The organism is Streptomyces sp. NPDC001663, assembly GCF_042893105.1.
GTDB lineage: Bacteria > Actinomycetota > Actinomycetes > Streptomycetales > Streptomycetaceae > Streptomyces.
Genome location: NZ_JBIAUR010000013.1, coordinates 243,527 through 262,259 on the forward strand (window position 1 = coordinate 243,527; position 18,733 = coordinate 262,259).

At 72.3% G+C, this 18,733-nt stretch carries 17 protein-coding genes; 5 read left to right on the top strand and 12 right to left on the bottom strand.

The genetic code is table 11. The features are described from left to right. Positions 1 to 21: 21 nt before the first annotated feature. The 10 genes from ACFY1L_RS37000 to ACFY1L_RS37045 all read right to left on the bottom strand — a co-directional run bounded on the left by ACFY1L_RS37000 (position 22) and on the right by ACFY1L_RS37045 (position 11,855). A complete protein-coding gene (locus tag ACFY1L_RS37000) occupies positions 22 to 1,152 on the bottom strand; it encodes an ROK family protein (protein ID WP_388834755.1) in 1,131 nt (376 codons plus the stop codon). A gap of 8 nt (positions 1,153 to 1,160) precedes the next feature. After that, a complete protein-coding gene (locus ACFY1L_RS37005; protein ID WP_388834381.1) occupies positions 1,161 to 2,486 on the bottom strand; it encodes a carboxylesterase family protein in 1,326 nt (441 codons plus the stop codon). Positions 2,487 to 2,491: 5 nt separating this feature from the next. Beyond that, positions 2,492 to 3,373 (bottom strand): carbohydrate ABC transporter permease, encoded by an 882-nt coding sequence (locus ACFY1L_RS37010; protein ID WP_388834384.1) that lies wholly within the window; start codon positions 3,371 to 3,373, stop codon positions 2,492 to 2,494. Further along, on the bottom strand, positions 3,370 to 4,242 hold the full coding sequence (locus ACFY1L_RS37015; RefSeq protein WP_388834387.1) for a carbohydrate ABC transporter permease: 873 nt from the start codon (positions 4,240 to 4,242) through the stop codon (positions 3,370 to 3,372). The genes ACFY1L_RS37010 and ACFY1L_RS37015 overlap by 4 nt, the downstream gene beginning before the upstream one ends. Further along, positions 4,239 to 5,537 (bottom strand): extracellular solute-binding protein, encoded by a 1,299-nt coding sequence (locus ACFY1L_RS37020; protein ID WP_388834390.1) that lies wholly within the window; start codon positions 5,535 to 5,537, stop codon positions 4,239 to 4,241. The genes ACFY1L_RS37015 and ACFY1L_RS37020 overlap by 4 nt, the downstream gene beginning before the upstream one ends. A 170-nt stretch (positions 5,538 to 5,707) precedes the next feature. Beyond that, the gene (locus ACFY1L_RS37025) at positions 5,708 to 6,514 is read right to left on the bottom strand and encodes a hypothetical protein (RefSeq protein WP_388834394.1); all 807 of its coding nucleotides are present in this window, start codon (positions 6,512 to 6,514) and stop codon (positions 5,708 to 5,710) included. After that, positions 6,511 to 7,776: a glycosyltransferase family 4 protein gene (locus tag ACFY1L_RS37030; protein WP_388834397.1), complete on the bottom strand. Its 1,266-nt coding sequence runs from the start codon at positions 7,774 to 7,776 to the stop codon at positions 6,511 to 6,513. Before ACFY1L_RS37030 ends, ACFY1L_RS37025 begins: the two co-directional genes overlap by 4 nt. 111 nt (positions 7,777 to 7,887) lie before the next feature. Beyond that, positions 7,888 to 9,135, bottom strand: a complete 1,248-nt coding sequence (locus tag ACFY1L_RS37035) for a VWA-like domain-containing protein (RefSeq protein WP_388834401.1) — start codon at positions 9,133 to 9,135, stop codon at positions 7,888 to 7,890. Beyond that, positions 9,132 to 10,373, bottom strand: coding sequence for an AAA family ATPase (locus ACFY1L_RS37040; RefSeq protein ID WP_388834404.1), 1,242 nt, complete (start codon positions 10,371 to 10,373; stop codon positions 9,132 to 9,134). The genes ACFY1L_RS37035 and ACFY1L_RS37040 overlap by 4 nt, the downstream gene beginning before the upstream one ends. 78 nt (positions 10,374 to 10,451) lie before the next feature. After that, positions 10,452 to 11,855, bottom strand: a complete 1,404-nt coding sequence (locus ACFY1L_RS37045) for a hypothetical protein (RefSeq protein WP_388834407.1) — start codon at positions 11,853 to 11,855, stop codon at positions 10,452 to 10,454. A 201-nt stretch (positions 11,856 to 12,056) separates the two neighbouring features. Here ACFY1L_RS37045 and ACFY1L_RS37050 point away from each other — a divergent pair, with 201 nt between their 5' ends. The 3 genes from ACFY1L_RS37050 (at position 12,057) to ACFY1L_RS37060 (ending at position 15,386) form a co-directional block, all read left to right on the top strand. After that, positions 12,057 to 13,262, top strand: coding sequence for a cysteine desulfurase-like protein (locus ACFY1L_RS37050; RefSeq protein ID WP_388834410.1), 1,206 nt, complete (start codon positions 12,057 to 12,059; stop codon positions 13,260 to 13,262). Positions 13,263 to 13,305: 43 nt separating this feature from the next. After that, positions 13,306 to 14,286 (top strand): AraC family transcriptional regulator, encoded by a 981-nt coding sequence (locus ACFY1L_RS37055; RefSeq protein WP_388834413.1) that lies wholly within the window; start codon positions 13,306 to 13,308, stop codon positions 14,284 to 14,286. Positions 14,287 to 14,483: 197 nt separating this feature from the next. Continuing rightward, positions 14,484 to 15,386: a TIGR01777 family oxidoreductase gene (locus tag ACFY1L_RS37060; protein WP_388834416.1), complete on the top strand. Its 903-nt coding sequence runs from the start codon at positions 14,484 to 14,486 to the stop codon at positions 15,384 to 15,386. A gap of 38 nt (positions 15,387 to 15,424) precedes the next feature. On the opposite strand, the gene ACFY1L_RS37065 is transcribed toward ACFY1L_RS37060, so the two are convergent. Beyond that, positions 15,425 to 16,216, bottom strand: coding sequence for an SDR family NAD(P)-dependent oxidoreductase (locus ACFY1L_RS37065; RefSeq protein ID WP_388834418.1), 792 nt, complete (start codon positions 16,214 to 16,216; stop codon positions 15,425 to 15,427). 86 nt (positions 16,217 to 16,302) lie between these two features. On the opposite strand from ACFY1L_RS37065, the gene ACFY1L_RS37070 reads away from it, so the two are divergent. Beyond that, the gene (locus ACFY1L_RS37070; protein WP_388834421.1) at positions 16,303 to 17,154 is read left to right on the top strand and encodes a helix-turn-helix transcriptional regulator; all 852 of its coding nucleotides are present in this window, start codon (positions 16,303 to 16,305) and stop codon (positions 17,152 to 17,154) included. A gap of 21 nt (positions 17,155 to 17,175) precedes the next feature. Here the strand turns inward: ACFY1L_RS37070 and ACFY1L_RS37075 are convergent, their stop codons facing one another. After that, positions 17,176 to 18,054 (bottom strand): LysR family transcriptional regulator, encoded by an 879-nt coding sequence (locus ACFY1L_RS37075; RefSeq protein WP_388834424.1) that lies wholly within the window; start codon positions 18,052 to 18,054, stop codon positions 17,176 to 17,178. Positions 18,055 to 18,124: 70 nt separating this feature from the next. On the opposite strand from ACFY1L_RS37075, the gene ACFY1L_RS37080 reads away from it, so the two are divergent. Further along, the gene (locus tag ACFY1L_RS37080) at positions 18,125 to 18,721 is read left to right on the top strand and encodes a short chain dehydrogenase (RefSeq protein ID WP_388834427.1); all 597 of its coding nucleotides are present in this window, start codon (positions 18,125 to 18,127) and stop codon (positions 18,719 to 18,721) included. Positions 18,722 to 18,733: the final 12 nt, after the last annotated feature.

The following is an 18,733-nucleotide window of genomic DNA, read 5'->3' on the forward strand; positions in this document are numbered from 1 at the left end:
ATGGCGTGGGGGGAGTGGGGATCACTCGGCGGGGACGAGCGGGCCGAACAGCTGGGTGTCCATGCGGTCGAGCGCCAGCTTGACGGCGCCGACGAGCGTGGCGTCGCGGCCCAGGCCGGTGGCCCGCAACTCGACCGCGGGGGTGCGGGCGGCGCGCAGCGCGTCCCGCACCCGGGGCAGCAGCACGTCGGCCGCGTCCTCCAGACCGCCGCCGAGCACGATCAGCGAAGGCGCGACCGTCCACGACAGGGTGGTGAGGATCGACGTGATGTTCTCCACGAGCTCGTCGACCTCGGCGAGCGCCGTCGCGTCGCCGGCCCGCGCCGCGTCGAAACGGCCGAGGGCGAGGCGCCGTCGGGCCGGTTCCGGTGAGGTGAGCCAGGCCACCGGGCGGTCCTCGACCGAGCCGGTCGGTATCGACGACGCCTCGACTATCTCGCCCGCGGCACCGTCGAGACCGCGGTGCACGGCGCCCCGGATGAGGATGCCGAGACCGGTCCGGTTGCCGAGAATCGCCCATACGACGGTGTCGTGGCCGCCGGCCACGCCCCGCCAACGCTCCCCGAGCGCACCGAGGTTGGTGTCGTTGTCCGCGAACCAGGGCACCCGGATGCGCCGCCCGAGCTCCTCGGGAAGGTGCACTCCCTGCCATCGCGTGGTGTGCACCAGACTCCGTACCACTCCCTCGTCGTCGATCGAACCGCCGCTCGCGACCGCACCGGCGCGCAGCCGCTCCGGCGACCCGCCCGCGTCGTCGAGCGCCTCCAGCACCACTGCCGCCGCGTCGTCGAGCGTGATCTGCGGATCCTGGTAGGCGCGCAGCGGCCGGTGCGCCCGGCCGACGATACGGCCGCGTACGTCGGCCACCACCGCGGACACGTCCTCGGTGGTGATCTGCACGGCCGACAACAGGGCGTGCTCGGCCCGCAGTTCGTAGCGGCGGGCCGGGCGCCCGGCACAGCCGACGGTCGGCACGCGGTCCAACTCGCTCACCCAGCCCGCCTCGACGAGCGAGTCCAGGATGAGCTCGATGGTGCGGCGGGAGAGGGCCGTCTGCTCGGCGAGCGCGGTCAGCGTCGTCGGCCCGGCGGACACCGCCAACGCCCGCAGGATGACCGAGGTGTTGACCCGTCGGACGGCGCTCTGGTTCATCCCGGACATCAGCACGCCTCCACCACCGCGCCTACGACGGGATCGAACACCCCGGTGGTGTCGGCCGCGAACGGGGCGCCGGGTCGACCGTACTCGCGCGCAGGGTCCCCGAGCGCGCCGGTCGCCCTCGCCCAGGCCGGCTCCTCGCCGCGGACGAACCCGACCAGATCGGCGTGCATCGACATGCCCAGTTCCGCGGGCGGGTCGGTGCCGAGTGCCTCGGTGACGCCGGGTGCGTCGAGGACGTCGTAGAAGAACGGGATGTCGATGCAGTGCGTGGCGCCTCCGGTGGTCGGGGAGGGCCATTCGAAGGAGTACAGCCAGGTGCCGGCTGGGGCGTGTCGGCGGGCTGCCGCCGTGCGTGGACAGGCGGCGCGGAAGAGGGTGTCGGTGAGGCGGGTGCCCGCGGTGCGTGCGGATTCCGGTGCGGTGGGGCCGTCGAACTCGTCGCCCGTCGCGCCGAGCAGCAGCGGTATGTCGTGGCCGTGCACCGCGAGTCCGTCGGCGACCGGTACCGGCAGGACGTCGTCGCCGACGAACGGGCCGAGTACGAGTGCTTCGTCTTCCCGCAACTCCCTTACTTCCCACTGCAGTTGTTCCCTGGTGCAGCGGGCGAATCCGTCCCGCGTCGGAGGCACGGCGAGCCGGTCCCCGAGCCGTTCGAGGAAGTCACGAGTAGTGTCCTCGGCCACCTCGAAGAAGCCGCCGGACAGGCTGACCGCCCGCTGGAAACGGCGTTCTGCGGCCGGTGACGAGAGCAGCGCCAGTACCGCCGCGCCCCCGGCGGACTGCCCGGCGAGGGTGACCCGGCCCGGATCGCCGCCGAACGCGGCGATGTTGTCCCGCACCCAGTCGAGAGCGAGCAGCAGATCGCGCAGCCCGAGATTCGTGGGTACGTCGTCCAGCGGGGCGAACCCCTCGGCGCCCAGGCGGTATGCGACCGTCACGGTGACCACCCCGTCGCGGGCGAAGGAACGGCCGTCGTACCAGGGGCTCGCCGGGCTGCCCGCCAGGAATCCGCCGCCGTGGACCCACACCAGGACCGGGCAGCCTTCCTGATCGACCGGGGCGACGACGCTCACGTTCAGCACGTCGTCGCCCGGCACGGACGGTTCCGGGATCGTGGTCGTCTCGAACAGCGGCACGACCTGGGCCGTGGCGCCGTGCCGTGTCGCCTCGTACGGCTCCGTGAACCGGCCCCGTCGGACCGGTGGCGCGAACCGCCGTGCGCCGACGGGCGGTTCGGCGTACGGGATGCCGAGGAAGCGCCGTACCCGGCCGTCACGGCGGCCGACGATCGTGCCCGCGGGAGCCTGCACCATGTCTGTGGTCATCACGGTCACCGCATTCCCGTCCCGGCGACGCCCTGCACGAAGTAGCGCTGCAGGAACAGGAAGAGCACCAGCACCGGCAGCATGACGACGATCGCGCCGGCCAGCATCAGGCCGTAGTCGGTGACGTGGGCCGCCGCCTGACTGGTGGCGGCGAGGCCAACCGGGAGCGTGTAGGTCGACATGCTCTGGGCGACGATGAGCGGCCAGATGAAGTTGTTCCACGAGTACAGGAACGACATGATCGTGATCGTCGCGACCGCGGGTCCGGCCAGCGGGAGGAAGATCCGGAAGAAGATCCTGAACTCGCCCGCACCGTCGATCCGGGCCGCCTCCAGCAACTCGTCGGGGATCGACAGCGCGTACTGCCGCATGATGAACACCGACAGAGGCAGGGCGACGGAGGGCAGCGCGATACCGGTGAGGGTGTCGGCCAGCCCCAGGTCGACGGTGATCACGAACTGGGTGATGAACACCGAGGTGACCGGCACCATCATCGCCGCCATGACCGCGCCGAACGCGAGCCGTCTGCCCGCGAACTCCAGCTTGGCGAGGGCGTATCCGGCCGCCGACGCGGCGACCACGTTGCCGACGACCACCAGCACCGCGACGACGATGCTGTTGACCAGGAACCGGCCGAAGCCCTGCGTCCGAAACAGCCGGACGAAGTTGTCGAGGGTCACGTGGTGCGGGAGCCAGGCGCCGGGATCGGAGCGGATTTCGTCGAGGCTGCGCAGCGAGCCGCTGAGCACCCAGAGAAATGGCAGCAGCGTGAGCAGCGCGCACAGCAACAGGGCGCCGTACAGGACGGGTTGGGAGACGGAGCGGCGGCGTACTGCGATCCGCTCGGTGGTCGGTTCGGCCTTCTGCAGCGCGGCGACGGCGGTCATGAGCGGGGCCTCAGCAGTCGGAACTGGACGACACTCACCAGGGCGACGAGGACGATCATCACGAAGGACGCGGCCGAGGACACGCCCAACTCGCCCACACCGAACTGGTGGTAGGTGTACAGCGCCACCGACTCGGTGGAGCCGAGCGGGCCGCCGTCGGTGAGCAGGTACGGCTCGTCGAACACCTGGAGGTAGAAGACGGTCAGCAGCACGGAGACCATCAGGGTGGTCGGCAGCAGCAGCGGCAGGGTGATGTGCCTCAACTGCCGCCATTTTCCCGCCCCGTCGAGCGAGGCCGCCTCGTACACGTCCTGCGGGACGGCCTGCAGACCGGCGAGGAACAGCACCATGGCGGTGCCGAAGTTGCGCCAGACGCCGAGCGCGATGACCACGGGCATGGCCAGGTGCGTGTCGTCCAGCCAGTTCGGTCCGGCGAGGCCGACGGCGCCGAGCACCTTGTTGACGGTGCCGTTCTCGTTGAAGGCGTACCGCCAGATCAGCGCGACCGCCACGATGTTCGTGACGACCGGCGCGAAGAAGACCGTACGGAAGGCGCCGCGCAGCCGTCGGATGCCGGAGTTGAGCGCGAGGGCGAGTGCGAACCCGACCCCCATGGTCAGCGGCACGCCGACGGCCACGAAGACCGCCGTGTTGAGGATGTCCCGCAGGAAGCTGTCGTCCTGGAACAGCCGGACGTAGTTGTCCAGGCCGGTGAAGTTCACGGCGAGCGGATGACGCAGGTCCGAGCCCCGCAGATCGGTGAGGCTGAAACCGAGCGCGGAGACGGTCGGGATCGCCGTGAACAGCAGGAACACCACCGTGAACGGTGCAAGGAACAGCCAGGCGACGGCCGTCCGGCGGGTCCTCACTTCGCTCCCGTGCCGAGACTCTCGGCGTACGACTGCACGTTCGCGGCGGCTTTCGCGGCGCTCTGCGTGCCCTTGGCGACGGCCTCCGTCTCCTTGCCCAGCCGGGTGGCGACCTGCTGCCAGGTGGTCACCTGCGGGAACGCCCGCGTGTTCTTGAGCTGGGTGAGGAAGGCGTCGAGCAGCGGCTGCCCCTTGATGGCCTGGTCGTCCCAGGCGGAGACGACGGCCGGCAGTGAGCTGTACGCCTTGTACTGCGCGACCTGTGTGCTCGGCTTGGCGAGGTACCGGACGAACTTCCAGGCCGAGTCCGCGTTCCCGCTGTCGGCGAGCACGCCCCAGCTGCCGCCCGCGGAGAAGGAGACACTGCTCGACGAACCGGCCGGCAGCGGTGCGGTGGCGACGTGGGACGCCGTCCAGCCGTCCTTCTTGGCGGCGGTGTCGAGCTGGCCGATCACCCACGGCCCGGTGATCATCGTGGCCGTCTTCCCGGACACGAAGTACGGCTGCGCGTCCAGGAAGGTCGGGCCGCTGGTGTCGGCGGTCTTGGAGGTGAAGAACGAGGCGTTGTACTTCAGCGCGTCGACCATCGCCGGTGTGTCGAGGGTCCACTTGCCGCCCGAGAGCAGCGAGCCGCCCGCCTGCCAGGCGTACATCGCGACGTCCTGGCCGTTGAAGATGTCCCAGCCGATGTCGGCCCCGAGCCCGTGCCCGGCGCCCGCGCCCTGGAGCGCCTTGAGGAACGGCACCATCTCGTCCCAGGTCGTCGGCGCCTTGACGCCGGCCTTCTTGGCGAGGTCGGAGCGGTAGACGAGCGCGTAGGTGTACGCGTACCAGGGCACGGTGTAGGCGACGTCCCCGGCGACACCGGCGTCCCACAGGCTCTTGAAGAAGCTGTCCGGGTCGACGAGACCGTCCGGCACGGCCCGCAGGACCGAGGAGTCCAGGAACTGCGCCTGCGACTCCGGGAAGAACTGGGCGACGTCCGGTCCCTTGCCCGCAGCGATCGCCGACTGGAGCTTGGTGTAGTACTCGGCGTTCGGGATCAGCGTGAACTTCACGGTGAGCTCGGGGTTCGCGGCCTTGAAGGGCTTGATGACCTTGTTCAGCACGTCGGCGTCGCCCTGGGCGGCCCAGACGTTGAGGGTTCCGGTGGCCGGGCTGTTGCCGATGGGCGTGGCAGAGGTCTTGGCGGCTGCGGTCTCACTGCCACGGCCGCAGCCGGTCAGGGCCGAGGCGCCGAGCAGCGCCAGGCCGGCGGTCAGTTTCAGGGCACCGCGTCTGGAGGGATTGGACACTCGGGGGCTCCTGGGGGATTTCGCGAGAAACCAGCGTTATTGGCTGCCAGCGAAGCTACGAACGCGGTGTTGCGGCGGCGTGGCCGAGCCGTCACGAATAATTTCGGAACTTGTAGCGAAATCGATTGGCGCCACTTTGCGTGAAATCCCCCAATTGCCCCTGCGTCATCTCAATCGGCCTGCGCCACCTCCACCGAGAGGTCGTTGTCGACCGTGTAGTAGGGCCGCACCGCCGTGCCTCCGACGGTGACCGTCGGATAGACGAAGACCTCCTTGCGGTCCGCCACGTCGTCGAGGAGGCGGGCGACTCGGATGAGAGCAGCCTCGGGTGCGGGTCGGACGAAGACGTTCCAGACGCCGCCCCCCGATCCTGTGGCCGCGGCCAACTCCTCGTGGGTGATCGTGAAGGAGAAGGTCCGGTCGTCGTCTCCGACCCGCGGCTCCAGCGTCCGTACGGTGCCGCCGCTCCCGCGCAGCCGCAGGTGCACCGCCGCCCCGTCCTGGAGCGAGGCGCCGTGCAGGCGTGCGGTCACCGTCATCGAGCGGTCGGTGACATCGATGCCGTCGGCCTCAGCGTGGGCGGGGCGCAGCCAGGCCCGGACCGCGAGGTGGCCGTCCTTGGTGACGTAGGGGATGCGGACGGCCAGCGGTGCGGGCCAGTCACGGAGGTGGCCGTCGACGAGGGTCCGCAGGTCGCGCAGGCCCGGGCGCAGCCGCTCCCGCCGGGTCCCTCGCTCCTGCAGCAGGTACACATCCCAGCGGCCCTCCGTGAGGACGGCGTCCGGGCCCAGAACGGCCCGCCGACGACCGTCCTGCGCGGGCTCCAAGTCCAGTACGTGCAGGGACTTTTCGGGCTGCCCCTTCTTCGGGCGCAGCCGCAGCAGCAACTGCTCGCCCTCGGCCGGTCGTGGCGGTACGTCGAAGGTGATCCGGCCGTCCGCATCGACCGCGCAGCCCACCCGGGCTTCCGTGGTCACCGCTGCCCCTTCCGCAGTGCGCGCCGTACGCTGCCCGCCGCGGTGTGCGCGGCGTCGCGGGCGGCGAAGCCGTGGCCGTACAGGAGGCGGTGCACGCGGGTGCGTTCCCGTACGACCCGGTGGCCCGCTCTGCGCGCCGAGACCGCCTCGGATATCAGGCGCTCGGCCTGCCCGACCACCGGCCCGGGAGCGAACCGGCGGGCGTTCTCCAGGGCCGCGCGGCCCGTACGGCGGCGCCGCTCGTCGTCACGGACGAGTTCCAGCAGGGCCGCGCCCAGCGCCTCGCGGTCCCCGACGGGCACCAGTCGGCCGTCGACGCCGTCCGCGATGATCTCGCCGGGGCCGTGGGGGCAGTCGGTGCTCACCACCGGCAGGCCGCACCGCATCGCCTCGACGATCGTCATGCCGAACGGCTCGAAGTTGGAGGCGGCCGCACCGATCGAGCCCTTGACCCACTCCGCCTCCATGGGGGTCGCCGCACCCATCAGGAAAACGTTGTCCCACAGGCCGAGGTCCGCGATGAGCCGGCGCAGCCGGTCGTGCTCCTCGCCCTTGCCGTAGATGCGCAGCCGCCAGTCGGGGTGCTCGGCGGCGACCGCGGCGAAGGCCTCGATGAGCAGGTCGTAGCGCTTGACCGGGACCAGCCGGCCGGCCGCGACGACGACCTTCGCGGTACCGTCCGCGGCCGGCAGCGCCGGGTCCGGCACGCTGTTCGGCAGCGCCTGGACCCGTACGCCGGGCAGCCGCATCTTGCGCCGGTAGGCGGCGGCGTCCGCCTCCGTCACCGTGGTGACCACGTCGAGCCGGCGGTAGGCGCGGCGCAGTGCCGTCCGCAGCCGGGGCGAGTGGTTGTCCAGGGTGAGGTGTTCCTGCCCGATGCGGGCGACGTGCCGCGGAGCCTGGAGCGCGAGATGCACGTTGAGCCCCGGCCGCGTGCCTATCACCGCGTCCGCGTCGATCGCGGCCAGGCACTCGCCGATCCGCCGGTCGGTCAACTCGCTGTACTGCCCATACCGGTACTCGGCGCGCGGGAACACCCGGGCCGGTCTGAGATGTAACGCGTGCCCCTTCTCGTGCCGGAGGTCCACCAGCGGGCGCAGCCTCACCCGCGGGTCCAGCGTGAGGTTGGGGCGCTCCCGGTGCCGTAGGACGGAGACGATCTCCACCTCGTGGCGTTCGGCCAGTGCGTGGGCCAGGTTGAAGGTGGTGGTGATGGTGCCTCCGATCCCGTAGGCGTTGTGCAGTAGGAAAGAGATCTTCATGGTGGGGTGGACCACGGCAACATCCGTACGGTTGCCGCCTGTTACCACTTCGTTTGACTCTTCGTAATTTGCCCGTGGCCTCCTGACGGGGGCTCACCGGGCCGCGGGCGGCTACCCGATGTCGACCACACGAGCCCACGCGGGCGGCGAGTCCGGCACGTAGTCGGGGTCGTCCTCGTCCCAGCCCGCGCCCCGCCGGGGGAACAGACCGACCACCGTCCGGCACGGCGGCCGTGTGCTCGGCCAGGGGGTCTGGCCGTCGGTCAGGACCACGACGACATCGGGGCGGGGCCGGGTGCGCAGCGCCTTGGCGAAGCCCGTGCGCAGATCCGTACCGCCGCCGCCCATCAGCGGGATGCCCTCGGCGCGGGCCAGCGGGTGCGCGATCCTCGCTGCCGCGTCGCACGGCACCACGGTGACCAGGTCGCGGCGTCCGCCCACGGCGCGGGAGATCGCGGCAACCTCCAGGAGAGCGCTGCCCAGTTCGGCGTCGCTGACCGACCCGGAGGTGTCGATGATCACGCTGACCCGGGGCGGTCTGCGCCGCAGGCTCGGCAGGACGGCGCCGGGCACCCCGGCCGAGCGCCGCGAGGGCCGGCCATAGGTGTAGTCCTCGCCCGCGCCCGGCGCCGAGGCCGCCGAACGGACCGCCGCGCCCAGCAACTCCCGCCACGGCTGCGGCGGATGGAACGCCTCCTCCGCCCACCGCTTCCATCCCTCCGGGGCGCGGCCCGGACGGCCCTTGATGCCCTGCGCCACCCGGAACCGGACCGCGTCCCGCTCCTGCGTGCTGAGGCCGTGGGCGCCGTCCGGACCCAGCTCCCACTCCCGGTCCAGCCCGTCGGCACCGCTGCCGCAGTCCAGCCAGGCATGCAGCTCCGTGCGCGGTCCCAGCCGGAACTGGCGCAGGTACTCCTCCATGAGCTGCCCCTCCGGCAGCTGCAACGTCCCCGGCACGACGGCGCCTTCGGGCCGGACCAGCCCCTCGCCGAACGCGTCGTCGTTGATCTCGCAGTCGGCGGCGATGTTCATCCGAAGCCGTTCGCCCGGGCCGGTCAGCCCGCGCTCACGCGCGACCCGGTCGCTGCGGCCGTGGTGGTCGCGGAGCAGGTGCGAGACCTCGTGCCCCCATACGCTCGCGAGCTCCTCGACGGGAGTCCGGTCCACGAACGCCGGTGAGACATAGCAGCGCCAGTGCCGGTCGACGCCCATCGTCGGTACGTGGTTCGACTCGACGGTGTGCAGGGCGAACAGGGCGGTGGCGAGGTAGGGCCGGGCGCGGGCGGCCTGGAGGCGGGCGGCGAAGAGCTTGTCCAGGTCGAGGGTGCCGGGAGTGTGGGCATTGTCGGCGGCCGTCATCGGCGGACCTTCGTGGCGGTCGCGGCGCGGGCCGCCGCCTGGTCCGCCCGCCGGGACAGGGTCACCACTCCGGCGAGCTTCTCGATCGACTCCGGTACGTCCCAGTCCTCGCGGCGCAGTGTGGCGAGGGTGGTCGCGGGGACGACGACCAGGTCGGGGGCGCCGGTCTCCACCGCCCGGACCAGGAGCGTCCATGCCGCGTCCCAGCGGGACCTGTCCGGGCGCAGCCGCACCGCCGCCACCACACCGTCGAGCACGGCCTGGCGCAGATCCCCGCGCTCGGGCAGCTCGGCACCGAGCGGGTCGGCGAGCACGTCCTCGGGGTCCGGGAGATCCATCCGGTCCAGGCTCGCCAGCAGCTCCAGCCCCGGACCGTCCCCCACCGTGCCCCTGACCAGCAGGGAGAGCACGTCCCGGGAGGAGCCGGCCGCGGTCGCGAAGGCGATCAGGCACAGGGTCATCTCCCAGCTGCGGGGCGACGGCCAGGCACCGCCCCGTCGCGTCTCGCTGCTGGGCAGCTGGTGCACGAGCTTGGGACGGGCGCCGAGCAGCCCGCACACCGCGCGGCGGGCGAAGTCCACCGCCTCCGGCAGCTTCTCCGGCGCGAGCCGCGGCAGGGTCGCACGCGGCCAGGTCCCGCCCAGGCCTCGTACGACGACCTCGTGGTCGTGGGTCCAGTGCAGGTGCACGAACCGGTTGGCCAGCGGCGGGCTCAGCTCCCAGCCGTCGGCAGCCGAGGACCGCGGGTTGGCGGCGGCCACGATCCTTACGCCGGGCGGCAGTTGGAGGGAGCCGATCCGCCGCTCCAGCACCAGCCGGAGCAGCGCGGACTGCACGGCCGGCGGCGCGGTGGACAGTTCGTCCAGGAACAGCAGCCCCCGGCCGGCCCGGACCAGACGGACCGCCCAGTCCGGCGGGGCCATCGGGACGCCCTGTTCCGCGGGGTCGTCCCCGACGATCGGCAGCCCCGAGAAGTCGGACGGCTCGTGCACACTGGCGATCACCGTGGTCAGCGGCAGGTCCAGGGCCGCCGCCAGCTGGGTCAGTGCCGCGGTCTTGCCGATCCCCGGCTCACCCCACAGCAGCACGGGCAGATCGGCGGCCACGGCGAGCGTCAGGGCCTCCAGTTGGATGTCGGGGCGCGGTTCGGTGGTCGAGTCGCGCAGCAGGGTCAACAGGTCGTCGGCGACGTCGAGTTGGGAGTCGGCGGCAGGGACGGGCAGGGTGCATGTGGGCATAAGTGATCACCTTTGGGTTCGTGGCGAGCGCGATGGATGTACGCGGAGGCGCGGGAGGAAAGGGGGCCGGGACCCCGGTCAGGCGAAGGTCGTGTGGCGCGGGCGCGTGCGGTGGCTGCGGGGACGGGGAAGGCCAGGACGGATGCGGTCGGGCCCCGGGCCGACCAGACCCGACCGGTACAGCCCGTAGGTGATCCGCCGTTGTGCGGCCGCCTCGAGTTCGTCCCGCAGCGGGCCGTCGCGCAGCACCGCCTCGGGGCCCAGCAGGCCCTCGACGACGGCCAGCGCGCCGGCGATGTCGCCGTGGTCCAGGCGTTCGCGGACACCGGCGAGACAGTCCGGACGGCGGTGCGCCGCGTCGATCGCCTGCAGGCACGGAAGCGGAGTGCCGGTCAGCGCGACCAGCAGTTCCTCCCGCCGGATCTCGGCCGGATCGTGGTCCAGCGGGGCGAGCACCCCGTCGACCAGCCCGATCCGGTGCCGGGCTCCCCGGCACTCCACGAGATGCGGCTGTCCCGGCCCGTCGTCGAGCCCGGGCGGACCGGTCGGCATGCGATCCGGTACGAGAGCGGAGGCGACCAACGGGTGCAGCCGCTCGGCCTCGATCGCACCGCTGCGGAGCAGTTCCAGATCGGGCGGTGTCCAGGTCGCCGCGTCGGGCAGGACGGGCACTGCGCCCGCGCCGCCGTCCGTGGGTGCCGCCGCGATCCGCACCGCCGGCGGCCCGCCGCCGTCCCCGGCCGGCTCCAGGGCCAGCCGAAGCCGGCCCCCGAGCCGCACGAGAACGGCACCGGCGGCCCCCGGGCGCCCCTCGGCCCGTAGCAGCATTCCCGCCTCGGCCGCCCAACGGTCCACGGCACAGCGGTGTCTCTGCGGCACCGACCGCAGCAGCTCCGCGCCCGCCACGACGGGTCGGCCGGCGGCCGGCCGATCCGCCCCGGAGCGGACCCGCAGCTCATCGGTCCTGCGCGCGTCCCACAGGTGACGGTGCAGATCGAGGCGGAAGCGCCGGCTGGGATGCGGGTGCGGATGACGGCAGGCGCCGTGGTCGGCACGGGAGCCGTCCCACAGCGCGAGGCCGATCCGCTGACCGCCGTCGGCCCAGGCCGGCGGGGTCCGCACCACGAGCTGCACCGTGCGCTCGCCGTCCGGTCCCGAGGTGTCGTAGCGGGCCAGAGCGAGGGTCAGGCCCGGTCGCAGCAGCCCGTCCGGAGCGACCCTCGGCATGTGCCAGCGCAGCAGATCGGGCACCAACTGGCGCAGATCCGCCCGGAGTCGGGCGGCGACTTCGCGGCCGTACGCCCGCGCCACGGCGCGCATGTTCAGGTCGACGTCGATGCCCGCGGCGGCGCACGCCCCCGCCCAGTCACCGGCGAGGCGGCGGGCCGTCGCGGTCTCGATCATGGAGGGCGGCACGGCGAACTCGCGCACGCGCAGCCAGAAGGAAAGGCGGGAATCCCCGTTCGCGGTCTCGGTGGGCATCAGCACTCACCTTGCGCGGACGGGACCCCCAATCTGCCAACAGAGTCAGTGGTCATCGCGGTGGAGCGTATCGGCCCACATCGCGAGTCGCCACGTATTTTCTGCCGGACGGCCCGACCGCGGGTCCGGAGGCCGGGTTGCCGAGCCGTCCGCGATCGCGGAGGATCTTTTGCCCCGGCCCGGCACCCACAGGAGCTTCCCGTGACGTACGACATCACCGCCCTCCGCTCCCAATTCCCCGCCCTGAAAGCCGGAATCGCCCACTTCGACGGCCCCGGCGGCACCCAGACCCCCCAACCCGTCATCGCGGCCGTCGCCGACGCGCTGTCCCACCCCCTGTCGAACCGGGGTCACACGGCGGAGGGCGAGCGCAACGCCGAGGCGATCGTCACCGAGACCCGTCGGGCCATGGCGGACCTGCTGGACGCGCAGCCCTCGGGGATCGTGTTCGGCCGCAGTGCCACCCAGCTCGCCTACGACTTCTCCCGCACCCTCGCCAAAACCTGGTTGCCCGGCGACGAGGTGGTCGTCACCCGCCTCGACCACGACGCCAACATCCGCCCCTGGGTGCAGGCCGCGGACCGGGCCGGTGCCACCGTGCGCTGGGCCGACTTCACCCCGGAGACAGGGGAGTTGACGGTCGACGACATCCGCGCGGTGCTCTCCGAACGCACCCGGCTGGTCGCCGTCACCGCCGCCTCCAACCTGATCGGTACGCGTCCCGCGATCGCCGAGATCTCGCGTCTGGCCCACGAGGTGGGCGCGCTGACCTTCGTCGACGGCGTCCATTACGCCGCCCACTCGCCGGTCGCCCTGGAGCAGCTCGGCGCGGACTTCTTCGTCTGCTCGGCCTACAAGTTCCTCGGCCCGCACCACGGGGTCCTCGCCGCCCTGCCGGAGTTGCTGGAGACCCTGCGGCCGGACAAGCTCCTGCCCTCGACCGACGTGGTCCCCGAGCGCTTCGAACTGGGCACCCTGCCCTACGAGTTCCTCGCCGGCACCAGGGCGGCCGTCGACTTCCTGGCCGGCCTCGACCCGAACGCCACCGGAACGCGACGGCAGCGCCTGCTCGCCGCGTACGTCGCACTCGAAGCACACGAACAAACCCTGCGCACACAGCTCGACAAAGGGATCTCCGCGCTCCCGGGTGTCGTGGTCCACTCCAGGGCGGCCGACCGCACTCCGACGCTGCTGCTGACCTTCGACAACCACAGCACGACGGACGCCTACGCCTACCTCGCGGAACGCAAGGTCCATGCGCCGTCCGGCTCCTTCTACGCCGTCGAGGCCTCCCGCCGCCTCGGCCTCGGCGACACCGGCGGCCTGCGCATCGGGCTCGCGCCCTACAACAGCACGGAGGACGTCGACCGGCTGCTCACCGTACTGGGGGAGTTCCTGGCGCTCTGAGAGCCGCAACCGCGCCGCTCCGGCCGTGTGGTTGACTACGGCCGTGTTGCACGAGTCGGTCTTCCGGACCGTGGATCTGCCGGCCGCCGACCGGTTCGAGGCCTGGGTCGAGCGCATGGGCCGCACCCACGCACCCATGCAGCTGGCCAGCAACCGCGCGGCGGACTACCGCGGCGAGCAGCGTGTCATCGGCCTCGGGGACGTGACCGTGTGGCCGGCGACCTTCGACCACCTGGTCTTCCGACGGACACCGAAGCTCGTGCGGCAGTCCGATCCCGAGGCCTACCACCTCTCCCTCCTGCAGCGGGGACAGGGAGCGGCCAGCTGGGGAAGGCAGCAGGCCGCCTACGGGATCAACGACATCCACACCAACAGCTCCTCACAGTCGTGGGAGGTGTCCACCGGACCCGACCCGGTCACCATGATCGGAATCGAGATACCGCGCGCCCTCGTCGCGCTGCCGGCGAACCGGGCGGACCGGATGATCGGGGGCGGGATCTCGGGCCGCGAGGGAATCGGCGCCCTGCTGGCGCAATTCCTCGTCCAGGTCGTCTCCGACACCGGCCCCTACCGGCCGGCGGACGCGCCCCGGTTGGGAACCGTCGTCGCCGACCTGGTGACGGCCGTCTTCGCCCACGCCCTGGACGCCGACCGCCAGTTGCCGCCGGAGACCCGCGCCCGGACGCTGACCCTGCGCATCAAGGCGTTCATCCGCCGGCATCTCGCCGACCCCGAGCTGACACCCGCCCGGATCGCCGCCGCACACCACATCTCACGCAGTTACCTGTACCGCCTCTTCCAGGCCGAAGACACCACCGTGGCCGCATACATTCGCGACCAGCGGCTGGCCAACGCCCGTCGCGACCTCGCCGATCCGGCCCTGGGCGCCACGCCGATCCACGTCGTCGCCGCGCGTTGGGGCTTCCCGCGCGCCGCCGAGTTCACCCGGGCCTTCCGTACGGCCTACGGCGTCCCGCCGAGCGAACACCGCGCACGTACGAATAGTGGACTCTCGGCCAAGTAGCTGTGCACCGTCCGCCAACGACACAACGGTGACCGTCCGCGCATCCTTGTGATCACCGCAGGTGAGCGGACCGGGAGGGGCCAGGACCACGGGGGAGTCCTGGCCCCGCCGAAGTGTGGGCGGTGAGTTAGAGTGGCTGTGTGTTTGAATTCTCAAGCACGTAGTGGTCCCTCACGCCCGGATCGAGGCCGGTTCCCATGCACGTCGTCATCAGCGGTTCCTCAGGATTGATCGGCGGTGCGCTCGCCTCGTCGCTGCTGGCCGACGGGCACCGCGTGACCCGACTCGTCCGGCGGGACCCGCAGACCCGGGCCGACGGCAGCGACGAGGCGCGGTGGGACCCACGGGCCGGCGCGGTCGACCCGGCGGTGCTCGACGGCGCGGACGCGGTGGTCGGGCTGGCCGGCGCCGGGGTCGGCGACCGCCGCTGGACCGTCAGGTACAAGCGAGAGATCCACGACAGCCGGGTGCGCGGCACGACCGCCCTGGCCGCGGCCATCGGCGGCTGCGAGAAGCCGCCGCCGGTGTTCGTGTCGGGTTCCGCGGTCGGCTACTACGGCGAGACGGGCGAGGCCGTGGTCGACGAGTCGGCCGCCCCCGGGGACGACTTCCTGGCCGGGGTGTGCCAGGACTGGGAAGCCGCCGCCGAGGGTGCCCGGGCGGCCGGGACGCGGGTCGTCACCACCCGTTTCGGGATCGTCGTGTCCCCTCGGGGCGGCGCCATGGGCCGCCTGCTGCCGCTGGCCCGCGCCGGCCTCGGCGGGCGGCTGGGCAGCGGACGCCAGTACTGGAGCTACATCTCCCTGCCCGACACGGTCCGCGCCCTGCGGCACCTCATCGACACCGAATCGGTCGGCGGCCCGGTCAACATGACCGCCCCGCACCCCGCGACCAACCGGGACATCACCGCCACCATCGGCAGGACCCTGCACCGCCCCACGATCCTGCCCGTCCCCGGCTTCGCCCTGCGCCTGGTGCTCGGCGAGTTCGCCGACGGCATCCTGATGAGCCAGCGCGTGGTGCCCGGACGCCTCCTGGAATCGGGCTTCGTCTTCGAACACCCCACGTTCGAGGACGCGTTGAGCTCGGCGGTCCACTGACGGGCCGATCCTGATGTACGGCCGCCCGGATGCGCGGCTCAGGCGCGGATGCCTCCGTCGACGCTGAGGACCACGCCGGTCACGAAAGAGGCCCGGTCGCTCAGCAGCCACGCCGCCGCTTCGGCGATCTCCTCCGGTTCTGCGGCGCGGCCCAGCGGGGTCTGCGCCTTGGACTGCTCGACGATGCCGGGCGAGCGCTCCTCCCACTCGTAGATCATCTCGGTGAGGGTGGTGCCGGGCGCGACGGCGTTGACGCGAATGCCCTCCGGGCCGTACGTCGCCGCGGCCGACGCGGTGAGGCTGTTGACCGCCCGCTTCGCCGCTCCGTACGCAGGCAGCCAGGGGTTGGCCATCAGACTGCCGACGCTGGAGTTGTTGACGATGGCCCCGCGCCCGGCAGTGGCACGGATGGCGGCGATCTCGGCGCTCATCGCCAGCCACGGACCCTTGAGGTTCACGGCCATGATGCGGTCGAACTCGGCCTCCGGCAGCTCGTCCAGCGGACCCGGCGCCTGGCCCGTCGCGCCGTTGTTGAAGGCGACGTCGAGCCGGCCGTACAACTCCACGGCCCGGTCGACGGCGGCCCGGACGCTCGCCGGGTCGGCCAGGTCGCAGCGCACGTACTCGGCGGTGCCGCCGGCCGCCCGGATTTCCTCTGTCACCGCCTTGAGCTGGGCCTCCGTGCGGGCCGCGAGCAGCACCCGGGCGCCCTCGCGGGCGAACAGCCGCGCCGCGGCGGCGCCGATGCCGCGACCGGCACCCGTGACGAAGGCGACCTTGCCCGCGAGCAGACCGGGGGACGTGGTGGACGTGATCGATGTGTCGTTCATGGCATCGAGCCTGCGTCCGCCCGCACCCCTCATCCAGGCATCGGCGGTACCTGGCTACGCCCACGGCGCCCGCGCACACTGGACGGGTGGACCGACAAGAGCTGGCCGACTTCCTGCGCAGCCGACGCGAGCGCATCACCCCCGCCGACGTGGGGCTGCCCGCCGGGCCGCGGCGCCGCACCCCGGGGCTGCGGCGCGAGGAGGTGGCGCAGCTGGCGTACATCTCGACCGAGTACTACACCCGTCTGGAACAGGCGCGCGCCCCGCACCCCTCCCGCGAGGTGCTCGCCCAGCTCGCCCGCGCCCTGCGCCTGTCGGACGCCGAACGCGGCCATCTGCACGACCTCGCGGGCACCCCGCAGGGGCCGCCGCCGGGGCCCTCGCGGGAGGTCCGGCAGAGCATCGTCGACCTGCTGCACCGGCTGCCGCAGGCCGCGGCGTTCGTGCTCTCGGCGAGCCACGAGGTCATCGCCTGGAACGACCTGGCCGCCGCCCTGATGGAGGACTTCTCCGCGCTGTCCCGCCGAGACCGCAACCTCGTGCGGCGCGCCTTCCTCGGGCCGCACCGGGAGGGTGGTCGGTTGTACGGCGTCTCGGACGCGGAGGAGTTCGCCCGGTCCTCGGTCCAGCACCTGCGCGCCACCGCGGCCCGCTACCCCGACGACCCCGAGGTGACCGCGCTGGTCGAGGAACTCCGCGCCGGCAGCGAGGAGTTCGCCCGGTTGTGGGCCGCCCACGACGTGACCGCCGTGCCCACCCTCTGCAAGACCTTCGACCACCCCCTCGTCGGCCCGGTCACCGTCAACTGCGACGTCCTCGACATAGCCGACCGCGACCAGCGCGTCGTCATCTACACCGCCGCCCCCGGCTCTCCGTCCGAGGAGGCACTGCGCCTGCTGTCGGTCGTCGGGACGCAGCGCATGGGCGTGGCCGGCTGACGACCTCCTGGCAGGGCTGTGTCAGGACGATGGGGCCTTGGCGTGCGCCGGCCCGCCCGTCATGGCCTGCAGATGACGGAGGAAGGCGAGCGTGGCCGGGTGCGTGGGAGTGCTCGGCCAGGCCATGCGGACCGTCACGGGCGGTACGTCCGTCAGGGGCAGGTAGCGGACGCCTGGGTGCGGATGGCTCTGTTCGGTGGCCTCCGCGGTGACGCCGACCGCCTCTCCCGTGGCGATCACGGTGAGCCATTCGTCGACGTTGGCCACCTCGAACGTGCGGGGGCGCCGCCCCTCGGGCCACAGATCGGCGGTGGTGGCGGCCGTGGCGCACAGCACCACCGAACGGTCGGCGAGGTCCGTCAGCCGCACCGCCGGGCGCCCGGCCAGCGGATCACCGTCCGGTACGGCGGCCATGCGCCCCTCCCGGTACAGCGGCCGCACCTCGAGGCCGGCGCCGGGAGCGGGCTCGGTGCGCAGGAGCGCCGCGTCGATCTCCCCGCGCCGCAGCGCCGCCTCCGGATCGTCACGGCGGTGCACCTGCACCGGGGTCGCGGGATGCGCCTCGCGCCAGGTCCGCAGCAGCGGCACGGTGAGGTCGCCGAGCGCCGCCCACGCGAAACCGATTCGCAGCGGCCGCACCCCCGCGGCGGTCTCCGTCAGCGCGTCGTCCAGCTGACGGAGGATCAAGTGAGCCCGCTCGTACAGCCGTTGACCGGCGTCGGTGAGGGACAGCGTGCGGGTGGTACGGTCCACCAGCCGTACGCCGACCCTGCTCTCCAGCTGCTCCAGGGTGCGCGAGAGGGCGGGCTGGCTGATGTGGAGCACGGCCGCGGCACCGGTGATGGAGCCCTCGTCGCCGATCGCCGCGAGTGCCCGCAGATGCCGTAGCTCCACATTCATAACCATGAAGCATAAGTGCTCACCGGAAGGTATTTCCCTCCCGCCGGGGGCCGGACCTACCGTCGCAGTCATGAAGATTCTGCTCATCGGCGCCACCGGCACGCTCGGCGCGGCCCTCCACAAGGCACTGAACACCCGCGGCCACGAGGTCCTCACCGTGGGCCGCAGCGGCGGCGACCTGCGCCACGACATCACCGACCCGGCGCAGGTCACCGAGCTGTACGACCGCGCCGGCCGGGTGGACGCGGTGGTCAGCGCCGCCGGGCACGTGCCGTACAAGCCGGTCACCGAGATGACCCCCGAGGACTATCTGGCCGCCTTCCACGGCAAGGTGCTCAGCCAGATCGACCTGGTGCGCCAGGGCATCCCGCGCATCGCCGAGCGCGGCTCCTTCACCCTCATCACCGGTGTGCTCGCCCGCGAGCCGATCCCCACCGGCAGCGCGGCCTCCATGGCCAACGGCGCGGTGGAGGCGTTCGTACGCGCCGCCGCCATCGAGATCGCCCCGCAGCGCATCAACGCGGTCAGCCCGACGGTCTTCACCGAGAGCCTCGCCGAGTACGGCGACTACTTCCCGGGCATGCCGCCGGTGGATCTCGCCGACGTCACGCAGGCGTACGTCCGGTCCGTGGAGGGCGCCCAGACCGGGCAGGTCTACGCCCTGTAGGACCTGACTGTG